This is a genomic window from Lysinibacillus sp. NPDC093712 (assembly GCF_050280025.1).
GTDB lineage: Bacteria > Bacillota > Bacilli > Bacillales_A > Planococcaceae > Lysinibacillus.
Map to the genome: position 1 here is coordinate 512,627 of NZ_JBNNUU010000001.1, position 12,457 is coordinate 525,083.

The window sequence follows — 12,457 nt, forward strand, 5'->3', positions numbered from 1 at the left end:
TCCCCTCACTCTCTTTAAAATATGAAATAAATGAAGAGTTGTTTAGTTATGCATCCATTGAAAGATAAATATAGTTGATTTTTTAGAAGAACTATGAGATGTATTTTATTGGATAAACATGACTTTGTTGACGAATATTACGTCTGAAACCTTGATATATATGCTTTTCAAAGTAAATTAGTGTTATACTTTGCATATCTAATAAGGTAGAATACTAATTGTGAATAATTAAAAGGGTAAAGGGGTTTACGTTTTATGAAAGAATTTGAACAACAACTGGAAGGGCTTTTAAAGCAAGCTTCGTTACAATACATAATATATCAGCATAACGGTGATACAGAGCGTATGGATAAGACATCACTATTTGCACGTAAATTACAACAAAAAGAGTATGTCATTGGCTTTGCTGGCCATTTCTCAGCTGGTAAATCAAGTATGATTAACGCTTTATCTGGTGAAAATTTACTTGCTTCCAGTCCGATTCCTACGAGTGCTAATATTGTAAAAGTCCATAAATCCGAAGAGGATTTTGCCATTGTCTATATGCACAATGAAAAGCCAGTTAAGTTTGAAGCAGGGTATGATTTTAAAACCGTAAAAGAGCTTAGTAAAAATGGGGATCTTGTATCGCAAATTGAAATTGGTCATAGTGCGTCTACATTACCAATGGGCGTAACGGTGATGGATACACCAGGTGTAGATTCAACAGATGATGCACACCGCATGTCTACAGAATCAGCACTCCATATTGCAGATATTGTATTCTATACAATGGACTATAATCATGTTCAATCTGAGTTGAACTTTCAATTTACTAAACAACTAATGAAATACAATCCAAATGTCTATTTAATCGTTAATATGATTGATAAACATAAGGAAAATGAATTAAGTTTTGAAGAATTTAAAGCAACTGTCCACAATTCGTTCTCTGCATGGGGCGTAGTGCCAAAGGGTGTATTTTTCACTTCTTTAAGAGAGCCAGAGCATCCAAATAATGATTTTGAAGCTGTTAAAAAAATCGTTATGGATAGCATGAATGATTGGCAAGATCAGCTTGTTCATACAGCGACAAATACGCTGCGTTTATTGCAAAGCGAGCATGACAATTATTTAATGGAAGAAAAGCAAGATCGCTTAGAGATCGATGAGGACATATTGAGTGCAGATGATTGGGCACACCATCAAGATATATTAGAGCAATATAATAAATTAAGTCGTCAAGTCGAATTATTCTCAGTGGAAGCTTGGAATGAAACTTTCGAAGAAGAACGTAAAGAATTGCTAGCGAATGCGGCAATAATGCCAGCAGATGTACGAGATAAATTACGTCTTTACTTAGAAAGTAAGCAGGAAGGGTTTAAAGTTGGCGGTTTATTTTCAGCAAAGAAAAAAACCGAGGAGGAACGCAATCGTCGTAAAGATGATGCGTATAGTGCCTATCAAACAGTTGTCCATGCACAAATTACGGGTCACTTAAAAGCACTAATGAAAAAAGCATTAAAAGATGTCGGTGCTTTAAGTGAAGAGCGCGCACAAGCAGTGGATGCCTATGTGTTTGATTTACCATTTTCATTGATTGAACAACAAGTGCAAGTCGGGGCAATATTGACTGGAGATGCTGTTCTCAATTTTGCTAACCGTGTTGCCGAGGCAACAAAGCGTTATTTTATTCAAGAAACAGATGTGTGGAAAGATGCACAAGCAACAACGTTACAAGCTGTTGCAACTGAAACCGCAGCTCCATCTAAGTTGAAAATGGCTGGGATGCAAGCGAAAGTTGATGCTATTCAAGCAGTGCTAGAAATCGAAGGATATCAGCAATATAGTGCAGGAGTAATGCATCAAGCAAGCAATGAAATTCGGAAAGAAGCAAATTATCAGCTCGAAGTTTGGGATAAAGCGTTTGAGCAGGACTTAGCTGATATTCGAGTATTTGACGAATCTATGTTAAAGCCAAAGGAAGAAATCGTGCAGCAAGAGGAAGCACAGCAGGCGGTAAGTGCTACGAGCTTGCCGATTGATGGTGTTATTAAGCGTGCATTGCATACAGCAAATGCAGTAAAAGAAGTACAAGGCTTTGCTGAAGTAGCAAGTTATTTAGAAAACAAAGTAGAGCGATTACAGAAAAAAGATTTTACGATAGCATTATTCGGTGCGTTTAGTGCTGGGAAATCTTCATTCTCTAATGCACTAATGGGTGCAAACGTGTTACCTGTATCACCTAACCCAACAACAGCGGCAATAAATAAAATTCGACCAGTGACACCAGAGCATCCTCATGAAACAGCGGATGTCCAGTTAAAAAATGCTGCACAAATGCTTGAGGATATCCAAGGTTCTTATGCGGCAATTGGTTTAACTGTTAGTTCATTAGAAGAAGCATTTAACCGAGCAGATGAAGGGCTTGCGGTACAGCTTACAGATGAGCGATTAAATGTGCATAAATCGTTTATCCGTGCATTCAAAGAGGGCTATCCAACATTTAAATCAGACCTTGGTCAAGTGCTACGTGTGGAGCGAGAAGAATTTGAAAAATTTGTAGCACAAGAAAATAAATCATGCTTCGTAGATAATATTGACTTTTACTATGATAGTCCGATAACACGTATGGGTGTAACGCTCGTTGATACGCCTGGAGCAGATTCAATCAATGCGCGTCACACTGGGGTTGCTTTTGAATATATTCGTAATGCAGATGCCATTTTATTTATTACCTACTATAATCATGCATTTGCGAAAGCTGACCGTGAGTTCTTAATCCAATTAGGTCGTGTCAAAGATGCGTTTGAACTTGATAAAATGTTCTTTATCGTCAATGCAATTGATTTGGCGACGACAGAAGAAGAACAAGAAGATGTCAAAGGCTATGTTCGTTCGGAATTACAACGCTTTGGCATTCGCTTCCCTCGTCTATACGGGGTATCAAGCTTAATGGCTTTAAAAGAAAAAGTAGAGGGCGGGTCATTTGCCTCCGGTATGCCTCCGTTTGAGGATGCTTTCCATACATTCTTAAATGACGAACTAAGTGCATTAGCGGTGCAAGCACTTGCTGAGGAAGTTGATAAAACAGAGCAACGTTTAGGGGATTTAATTGCTCAAACAGAGGAAAACTTAAAACGTAAAGATGAACGTTTGGAGGAGCTAACAACGCTTGAACAGCACGTTAAATCTAAGTTTAATGCGTTAAATACTAGCATGATGGAAAGTGAGACAAAGCAGGAATTAGATGAGTTACTGTATTACGTCTTGCAACGTGTCTATTATCGCTACCCTGAATTCTTTAAGGAAGGCTATAACCCGTCAACTTTTGCCGCAATGCCTGCACAGCAAGCATTAGAACATGCGTTGAAAGAAGTGTTACAAAGCTTACGTTTTGACTTTACACAAGAAATGCGCGTTACAAACTTCCGCTTATCACAATTTATTAGTAAGAAAATGCAACTGCGCTTTAAAGATGAAGTACGTGAGTTAAAAGAAATGAACCGTAGCTTCTCATTTTTAGCATTTGAATCATCAGAGCCAGATTTATTAGCATTTGAAGGTCCATTTGCCGATATTTCAAAATATGTAAGTGTGAAATCGCATTTCCGCAATCAAAAGGCATTCTTTGAGAAAAATGAAAAAATGAAGTTAAGTGAAGCGTTAGAAGCATTAACAAAACCAGATGCACAAAACTATTTAGATGGACAAAAAGTATCTCTAATGACTTGGGCAATTACCTTTATCATTGAGGAAGCAGAGAGATTACGTCTGCATATATACCATCAGGCATTAGAGCAAATTGCTACTGAACGACTTGCATTACAAGAAGAGAGTCGACTAGCATCGTGGAAATCAATTTACGCACAACTACAATACGCATGAGGTGATTCACGTGGGAAAAGTATTCAAAACAGTTGAGGAAATTCAAGTTGATAATGTCCGTTTTGTGGATGCTCGCTATGATTTACAGAACAAAGAATCAGGGAAACAAGCATTTGAAGCATGTCATGCACCTGGTGCTGTATACTTAGATTTAGAACAGGATTTATCGGATATGACAAGTGAAAATGGCCGTCATCCGATGCCGTGTAAGGAAAAGCTAACGTCTGTTTTTCAAGAATTAGGACTCCGCTATGAAGATCAAATAGTCGTTTATGATCAGGGGGCATCACCGTTCGCACCGCGCGCTTGGTGGATGCTAACGTATGCAGGCTTCCCGAATGTCGTTATTGTCAACGGGGGAGTGGCAGCGCTTGAAAACAAAGTGTCTTTCACAAAGGATATTGTCAAATATGCCCCTACGACAATCGACTTTAATTGGCAAGATCATCTTTATGCACCGCGTGAAGCAGTGAAAGCCATTGTGGATGGAGAGCAGACAGCAACGCTATTAGATGCACGTGCCGCTGCTCGCTATCGTGGTGAGGTTGAACCACTTGATAAAGTAGCTGGCCATATTCCAACTGCTAAAAACTTTGATTGGGAGCAATTAAAAGTAGAAAATACACTGCAAGCCAATGATGCGCTGCGTGCAAAAGTTGCACAAGATGAACATATTGTTGTGTATTGTGGTAGTGGTGTCACAGCATCACCACTCTATGCAGTGCTTGCAGATGAAGGCTACGAGAATATTCAGCTCTATACAGGTAGCTTTAGTGACTGGATTACAGCTTATGATGTAGAAACAGGAACAAATGAATAATTTATAGTAATAAAACGCTCACATAAAGTGGGCGTTTTTTTATATGAAGGAGAGTGGTTGGAGAGATAATTAGACATTCATGTAGTTGATTTTAAAAATATTTTTTGTAAGGTAAGCTATAATTGTTATTTTATAGTTTAATAGATAAAAAGGGGTGAGCACCATGCTAAAAATGATGGCGGTAGCTACGACAATAGGAGTGAGCTACTTAAATGTATTGAGTGTTGGGAAACAAGAGGTGCTCTATCAGACACACAGTAGTCTAGGATTATCATTGTTTTCACCAACTATTTACTGGCTATGTGCCATTGCATTAATGCTATTGACGTGTTTTATGATGATGAAAATAATTCAACAAGGTGCAAATAAAAAATTAGTATTGGCAATAGGTTTCATATTGATATTAATGTTCGGCAATAGCGCATTTTATTTGCAAAATCAATTACCAAAGCCTATAACAGTGCCACTTGTGCACGATTTTTATAGCGGTAACGAGACCCATGACTTTACTATTCGCTATCTAACAAATAAAAGCGATCATCGCTCGGTGAAATATTTGCAAGCAGGAGAAGTGACTTTATTCGCGCAGTACAATGAACAGCCAGCAAATTATCAACGTATGTTTTATTTTCCAACAGATGTAACAGATCAAGGTCGCTATCAGTTATTGCGTTCAGCCCATTTTATTGGAAATAAAGAAGAAATGATAAAAATAATAAACAGTGATGCAATTTATCTTGTATTAGATGATGGAGAAAAGCTGTCGACAAATTTGCAATTAGATTTTAACCGACCAACCTCTGAAGTAGCATACGATTTTATTTCATCATCAGTCTCGAGTAATGGTAATCAATCAGGGGCGTTTATGATGATGCAAGATGCTGTATTTGACGAAGTATTTATTCCGGAAATATTACAAGGAAGCGTCGATTTCAAAGAAATGAACGTAAACGGCAAGACTTATACCGTGAAAGACTTTCCAGTGGTTGTTAAAAAAGGGCAGCGGGTATCATTGTCTTTACAAAGTAACGCAATTGGCATAGATGTTCAGATGATCGTTGGTATTAGCGGGGCGCAAGGGATATTGCCAATTTGGATACATCGTAAGGCACCATTTGATATCCAAAAAATAAAAGAGGAGAGTTTGCTACATGATTGAAATAGGAGAGAAACAGCAACAGTTAAAACTATTGAAATGGCTCACCGTCGCTCTTATCAAAACTAATCTATTTAAATGTTTTTCCTTTTGCTTTCTACATACAGCAATTGCTTAGTTACTGTGCAATGTTAAGGAGCTTATCTTATATTAACGGTAAAACATTGGCAAAGCGCCATATTTTTATAGGGATAGTGCTATTGATCATTCATATCGTGTCGGATCAAATGCTAATTAATTACTGGTTATTAATATTTACTGCTGTCATTGACTTAACTATCATTCTACAATTTGGCAACATCCTATCCGAAATTGAGCAACAATACAATAAGCGAGGAACAATATCTAAATTCATGCAAAAATACAAGTGGATTGTAGTCAGTGTCATTGTAAGTTGGACTTTCCTGATGCATCTTATCTATATGGAGCAAATTATTTTACTATTCTTTGGAGCAGCTTTGTTGTGCTTTGTAAATATAGGATTGCTCATGCATGTGCGCAAATTAAAACAACATATTAAATCGACAATGCAAATGGTAACATACGCCAAAAAATGACTCGTCATTCATTTTGTGCTACACTTTTTTTACAAAGGGGAAGGGGGAGAAAATATGTTTAAACTAGAGAAAAGCATTGCTATTGAACAAAATGATGATGTGCACTGTGCGCATGGAAAGGTAGCTGTTCAAGGTATTGGCATGAGTGTATATAGCTTTTATGTAGATGGCTTACTAATTGATACAGGTTCGAACTCACTTACAGAGGAGTTTCAATCTTTTTTTCGAGAGCTACCGATTGAACAAGTTGCCTTGACTCATTCGCATGAGGATCATTCAGGAAATGCTGCATGGATACAACAACATATGGGTGTCCCTATTTATGTTCATCATGAGTCAATTGCGGATTGTGCACAAGATGGAGACTATCAATTGTATCGTCAGGCGCTATGGGGACAGCGACCAGCGTTTATTGCACATCCTTTTAGTGAGACAATTGTAACTAAATCAACTACATGGGATATTATTGCTACGCCAGGACATACAACAGATCATTTGTCTTTTTATAATCGTGCAACAGGTGCCATGTTTACAGGTGATTTGTACATTCAAACGAAAACAAAGGTTGTACTTGATGAGGAAAACGTTGTACATACTTTGGCATCGTTAAAAAAACTACTACACTATGATTTTGAAAAGGTTTATTGCTGCCATGCAGGTTATCTAGCAGATGGTCGGGCAAAAATTATCGAAAAAATTGCCTATTTAGAAGAACTGGAGGGAGAAATTCGGAAGCTCTATGAACGTGGCTACTCAGTAGAAGATATAACGAAAGCAATCTTTCGTAGAGATTACCCGATTACAAAGGTATCGGGAGAACAATGGTCGTCCAAACATATTATTACAGCTTTTACGAATCAATTTATACAAGAGTCCTTACGTTAAGGGCACTTCAATCTTTTTTCATTTAAATACCGTTGATTTCCTCTACGGGCGGACGCTTTCCGTTGGCACACCTTAAGCCGCAACCCTCGCTAACGCATGGTCTGTTGTGTCTTACGTTTTGTGCTGTTCTCGCAGAAGTCGCCGTACTCTGCTCCAATCAACTGAATACAAGCCATCAAGTTATAATACTTGGTACCTTTTGTCGACATGCTGAGAGTCCTTATACTAAGGACTTTTTTTTATGAATTTTAGGGTGAGATATGTAAAGTTCTACATTCCTCTGTTAGAAAATGTTAGCATGTAAGAAATTTTCGATTTAATAATAAAAATGTTTGTGAAAAAATGTGAAGAAAATGTGGCAAAGATAGTTGTAGCAATGGATACGCTTACATAAGTTTGTGAAATTCTTCTCATTTACTGTAGAAAAATACTATGTGAAAAGTTGAACAGGCTTAGCGCCGATATAAGTGCATTTTGGTAAAGGTGAAACAGGTTGTTTATTATTTTGATATAATAGATTGTGAAATTGATAACAAAACAAAATATTGTACTTATCGACAGAGAATGCTTATTTATCAAAGAAAATTTCGCTTTTTTAGTTATTTTTATTGACTGTTATTTCACAAAGTATTATGATTCTGACATACAATAAAAACATAAAAAGGGGCGGATAGAATGGATATTATGAAAAAAGCGTTAGATATGCATGCGCATTATAGTGGAAAATTAGAGGTGATTTCAAAGGTTCCTGTACAAGACTCTTATGATCTTAGCCTTGCATATTCACCAGGTGTAGCGGCACCATGTATAGAAATTGAAAAAAATCCTTCTCTTGTCTATGACTATACAATGAAGGGGAATATGGTTGCGATTGTTTCGGATGGTACTGCAGTGTTAGGTTTAGGGGATATTGGACCGAAGGCAGCACTACCTGTTATGGAAGGAAAGGCGATCTTATTAAAGCGTTTTGCCAATGTTGATGCTTTCCCAATTTGTTTAGATACAAAAAGCACAGATGAAATCGTCAGCATTGTGAAGGCGCTTGCGCCAACATTTGGTGCTGTTAATTTAGAAGATATTTCGGCACCGCGTTGCTTTGAAATTGAAGATCGTCTACGTCAAGAATGCGATATTCCAGTATTTCATGATGATCAACATGGCACAGCAATTGTTGTAGGAGCGGGCATGATTAATGCGAATCGAATCGTTAAAAAAGATGTTGCGACGATGAAAGTAGTCATTAATGGTGCAGGTGCAGCAGGTATCGCCATTTTACGTATTCTTGTGCAAATGGGGTATAAAAATATTTATATGTGCGATACAAAAGGGATTATTTATGAAGGCCGCGCGGAAGGTATGAACCCGATTAAAGAGGCGGTTGCACATTTAACTAATCCAGAAAAAATTCATGGAACGTTGGAAGACGCACTTGTAGGTGCAGATGTCTTTATCGGCGTGTCTGTTGCGAATTTATTAACAGAAGCACATATTACATCTATGAATGAAAATCCGGTTGTCTTTGCATTAGCAAACCCGAATCCAGAAATTACGTATGAAAATGCTAAAGCTTGGGGCGTTCGTATAATGGGTACTGGACGTTCAGACTATCCAAATCAAATCAATAATGTGCTAGCTTTCCCAGGGATTTTCCGTGGAGCATTAGATGTCCGTGCAACAGATATTAATGAGGATATGAAGTTAGCGGCAGTAGAAGCCATTGCTTCCCTTGTTAGTGATGCAGAATTAACAGAGGAATATATCGTGCCGAAATCATTAGATGAGCGTGTTGTTGAAATTGTTTCACGTGCTGTCAGTGGGGCGGCTGTTGCATCTGGTGTATCTGAGTTATTCCAGCAACAAACGGTACTTTCTGTTTAATTGTTAGAAAATCGTTTTAAACGAAAAAATCTCCCGCTCTCAATTGAGAGGGGAGATTTTTTTACATCATGCCGATACCAACCAGGCCAATAAAGAGCACAATAATAAGTACAAAGACAATGATTCCCCCAATGATAGAAGGAATAACTATTGTAAAGAATGCTTTCCAATTCGAGATTTGATGTGCTTCCGCTACAACAGCAACTGTCGTCACAAAGGACCAAACGCTAACAACAGCTGTCACTAACATCGTTGGCCAAAAAATCCAAGGAACAGACCCTAAAAAGTCAGTATCCATTAACGATTCAGGAGATGTAATTAGCCAAATTAAATAGAAAGGAATGACTAAAATAAATGGTACAGCAGTTATGCTTAGTGCTTTAAATAAGTCTGAATATGTTGCAGTACCTTTAAATAATTTACCAAACAACCAGAAAATAAGGGTAGAAAAGGCTGTGCCGATAATTGCCGCGATTGGCGCTAAAATCACACAAAATAGCACGATAATCCAAGGGGATACGTCAAGCAAGAAATTACTATCTATAAGGCCAGAAAGCAAAGAACCGATATAACCGATGGACATGACAAGAATTGCATAACCGACCGTTTTAGCATCAATCATGTAGCGTGCTGTTTGCTTTGGATGCATCCAAGTAGACAGAAACGGATTAACTTTTGGCCTTTCTTGTTGCGTTGTTTCATTATAGTTTTCCATTAAACTACCTCCTGTGATGATAATATTACTTCTACTCAATATACGAGTGAAATGGTGAAAGGTTTCAAAAATTGTCTTAAATGGGACCAAGTTTTTTCGCCCAACGTATTCGAGCTTAAATGAAAATAATACTTATAGCTACAGGGAATTATCGGTAATTTATAACAGTAAGGTGTTTTGCAAAAAAAAAATAAACAAAAAAACCTTCTAAGCAAATGGATTACTTAGAAGGGGATTAGTTATTAGTCTGCTAACATAATTTTTTCAAGTTCTAATGGTTCGATGTATTGTTCGCCTTTGTATGCACGCATATTACCGCCAGAAATTTCATCAATTAATAATATTTCATTTGTTTGTGCATCACGGCCGAATTCTAATTTAATATCGTAAAGCGTTAAGCCTTTTTTTGCTAGCTCTACACCGACGAATTTAGAAATTTCAATTGTGCGTTGTTTTAAAATTGCATATTCTTCATGTGATAACAGGTTTAACATTGCTAAAGCATCTTCAGAAATTGGAGGATCTAGACGATCGTCATCTTTGATTGTTACCTCAACGAAAGAATCTAAAGGTTGTCCTTCTTGTACATAAGCGCCATAGCGTCGTAGGAAAGAGCCAACAGCTTTGAAGCGACAAATGACTTCTAAACCTTTGCCGAAAACTGTTGCGGGCTTTACAGTCATTGTAGCATCGTCGAAGTTTGCATCTACGTAGTGAGTAGGGACAGCTTGTTCATTTAGTTTTGAGTAGAAATAAGAAGTTAAGCGAAGACCAGCTAGGCCAGCACCATCAATTGTTAAACCTACAGTATTTGCACCAGGGTCAAATACGCCGTTTTCTCCAGTTACATCATCTTTAAATTTTAATAAGTAATGACCATCTTCTAACTTGAACACATTTTTCGTTTTACCTGTATACAATAATTCCACAAAAAACCCTCCAATATTTCATAGTACCTTATAATTATAACACGAATGTTTAGAATGTTTAACATAAATAATGTTCGTTATAATCTTATTTATACTTATTTTTTTACATGTTTTATACAAAAAAATAAGATGATAACGAATATTCGTTATCATCTTATGCGAAATTAAGAAAATTAAAAATTTTAATAAAGGATTCTAGTTACTAGATGGTAGAATAACCGAATAAATTGTATTAAGGGTTATTTAATAGATACCTTCAGAAAGCATTCCATCAGCAACTTTTATAAAGCCGGCGATGTTAGCCCCAACTACTAGGTTACCTGGATAGCCATATTTATCAGCAGCAGCTTTACTATCTGCATAAATATTTTTCATAATTTGGTGTAACTTCGCATCTACTTCTTCAAATGACCAGAATATACGGCTAGAATCTTGTGCCATTTCTAGTGCTGATACCGCCACGCCACCAGCATTAGCTGCTTTAGCTGGTCCAAATAATACACCAGCATTTAAAAATTCGTTAATTGCTTCAAGGTCAGATGGCATATTGGCACCTTCACCGATTGCTTTTACACCATTTGAAATTAATGTACGAGCAGCGTCGCCGTTAATTTCGTTTTGTGTTGCACATGGTAGCGCAATATCACATGGAATAGACCAAATTCCTGTACAACCTTCTGTAAATGTAGCATTTGGACGGTAGTCGACGTAAGTTGATATACGGTCACTTTTTACTTCTTTAATTTCTTTAATGATATCAAGATCTAATCCATCTGCATCATAGATATAGCCTGAAGAATCAGAGCAAGCAACAACTTTGGCACCGTATGCCTGAGCTTTTTCAATTGCATAAGTTGATACATTCCCAGAACCAGAAACAACAACAGTTTTACCGTCAAATGAATCATTTACGTCTTTTAACATTTCTTCAACAAAGTATACTGTACCGTAACCAGTTGCTTCTTTACGAGCTAATGAACCACCGTAACCAGGCGTTTTACCTGTTAATACTCCAGATTCGTTTGCTTTTGTAAGGCGCTTGTATTGGCCCCATAAATAACCTACTTCACGAGCACCTACACCGATATCGCCAGCAGGAACATCGACATCTGGACCAATATGACGGTATAATTCAGTCATGAATGCTTGGCAGAAACGCATGATTTCTGAATCGGATTTGCCTTTTGGATTAAAGTTAGATCCACCTTTACCACCACCGATTGGTTGACCAGTTAATGCGTTTTTAAAGATCTGCTCAAAGCCTAAAAACTTAATAATAGATTCGTTTACTGAAGGGTGGAAGCGAAGCCCACCTTTATAAGGTCCCATGACGTTGCTGTACTGTACACGATAACCACGGTTTACTTGTACTTGGTTGTTATCATCTTGCCATGCTACACGGAATGAAATGATGCGATCTGGCTCAACGATACGAGAAAGAATATTTGCCTTAATATATTCAGGGTGTTGTGCAAATACAGGCACTAATGAAATGAAAATCTCTTCAGCTGCTTGTAAAAACTCCGCTTGATGACTGTTTTGGTTTTTCAGTTGCTCGAACACGCCGTCAACGTATTCTTTTGCTAATTGATCGTTGTTTACAGTTGTTATTGTCATATTGAAAACCTCCAATTTAATTGATAGGTGTAT

Annotated in this window: 9 protein-coding genes; 6 read left to right on the plus strand and 3 right to left on the minus strand. The window is 37.4% G+C overall.

Annotated elements, in window-relative coordinates; translation table 11 throughout:
• The first annotated feature begins 255 nt into the window (after positions 1 to 255).
• The 6 genes from ACQKNX_RS02665 (at position 256) to ACQKNX_RS02690 (ending at position 9,163) form a co-directional block, all read left to right on the plus strand.
• On the plus strand, positions 256 to 3,867 hold the full coding sequence (locus ACQKNX_RS02665; protein ID WP_427427443.1) for a dynamin family protein: 3,612 nt from the start codon (positions 256 to 258) through the stop codon (positions 3,865 to 3,867).
• Between the two features lie 10 nt (positions 3,868 to 3,877).
• Positions 3,878 to 4,687 (plus strand): sulfurtransferase, encoded by an 810-nt coding sequence (locus ACQKNX_RS02670; protein ID WP_427427444.1) that lies wholly within the window; start codon positions 3,878 to 3,880, stop codon positions 4,685 to 4,687.
• Between the two features lie 163 nt (positions 4,688 to 4,850).
• Positions 4,851 to 5,846 (plus strand): hypothetical protein, encoded by a 996-nt coding sequence (locus ACQKNX_RS02675; RefSeq protein ID WP_427427445.1) that lies wholly within the window; start codon positions 4,851 to 4,853, stop codon positions 5,844 to 5,846.
• A gap of 197 nt (positions 5,847 to 6,043) precedes the next feature.
• On the plus strand, positions 6,044 to 6,400 hold the full coding sequence (locus ACQKNX_RS02680; RefSeq protein WP_427427446.1) for a hypothetical protein: 357 nt from the start codon (positions 6,044 to 6,046) through the stop codon (positions 6,398 to 6,400).
• A gap of 54 nt (positions 6,401 to 6,454) precedes the next feature.
• Positions 6,455 to 7,285, plus strand: a complete 831-nt coding sequence (locus tag ACQKNX_RS02685; RefSeq protein WP_427427447.1) for an MBL fold metallo-hydrolase — start codon at positions 6,455 to 6,457, stop codon at positions 7,283 to 7,285.
• Between the two features lie 675 nt (positions 7,286 to 7,960).
• On the plus strand, positions 7,961 to 9,163 hold the full coding sequence (locus tag ACQKNX_RS02690; protein ID WP_340824993.1) for an NAD(P)-dependent malic enzyme: 1,203 nt from the start codon (positions 7,961 to 7,963) through the stop codon (positions 9,161 to 9,163).
• A 61-nt stretch (positions 9,164 to 9,224) separates the two neighbouring features.
• Here the strand turns inward: ACQKNX_RS02690 and ACQKNX_RS02695 are convergent, their stop codons facing one another.
• From ACQKNX_RS02695 to gdhA, 3 genes are all read right to left on the minus strand, one after another.
• A complete protein-coding gene (locus ACQKNX_RS02695) occupies positions 9,225 to 9,878 on the minus strand; it encodes a Yip1 family protein (RefSeq protein ID WP_427427448.1) in 654 nt (217 codons plus the stop codon).
• A gap of 242 nt (positions 9,879 to 10,120) precedes the next feature.
• On the minus strand, positions 10,121 to 10,807 hold the full coding sequence (locus tag ACQKNX_RS02700; protein WP_427427449.1) for a phosphoribosylaminoimidazolesuccinocarboxamide synthase: 687 nt from the start codon (positions 10,805 to 10,807) through the stop codon (positions 10,121 to 10,123).
• A 243-nt stretch (positions 10,808 to 11,050) separates the two neighbouring features.
• The gene (gene gdhA, locus ACQKNX_RS02705) at positions 11,051 to 12,424 is read right to left on the minus strand and encodes an NADP-specific glutamate dehydrogenase (protein WP_427427450.1); all 1,374 of its coding nucleotides are present in this window, start codon (positions 12,422 to 12,424) and stop codon (positions 11,051 to 11,053) included.
• Positions 12,425 to 12,457: the final 33 nt, after the last annotated feature.

Excerpts from the sequence above, each read along its gene's own strand:
- ACQKNX_RS02695 (WP_427427448.1), bottom strand. The coding sequence starts at position 9,878 with ATGGAAAACTATAATGAAACAACGCAACAAGAAAGGCCAAAAGTTAAT.
- ACQKNX_RS02685 (WP_427427447.1), top strand. The coding sequence starts at position 6,455 with ATGTTTAAACTAGAGAAAAGCATTGCTATTGAACAAAATGATGATGTG.
- ACQKNX_RS02675 (WP_427427445.1), top strand. The coding sequence starts at position 4,851 with ATGCTAAAAATGATGGCGGTAGCTACGACAATAGGAGTGAGCTACTTA.
- ACQKNX_RS02690 (WP_340824993.1), top strand. The coding sequence starts at position 7,961 with ATGGATATTATGAAAAAAGCGTTAGATATGCATGCGCATTATAGTGGA.
- gdhA (WP_427427450.1), bottom strand. The coding sequence starts at position 12,424 with ATGACAATAACAACTGTAAACAACGATCAATTAGCAAAAGAATACGTT.
- ACQKNX_RS02665 (WP_427427443.1), top strand. The coding sequence starts at position 256 with ATGAAAGAATTTGAACAACAACTGGAAGGGCTTTTAAAGCAAGCTTCG.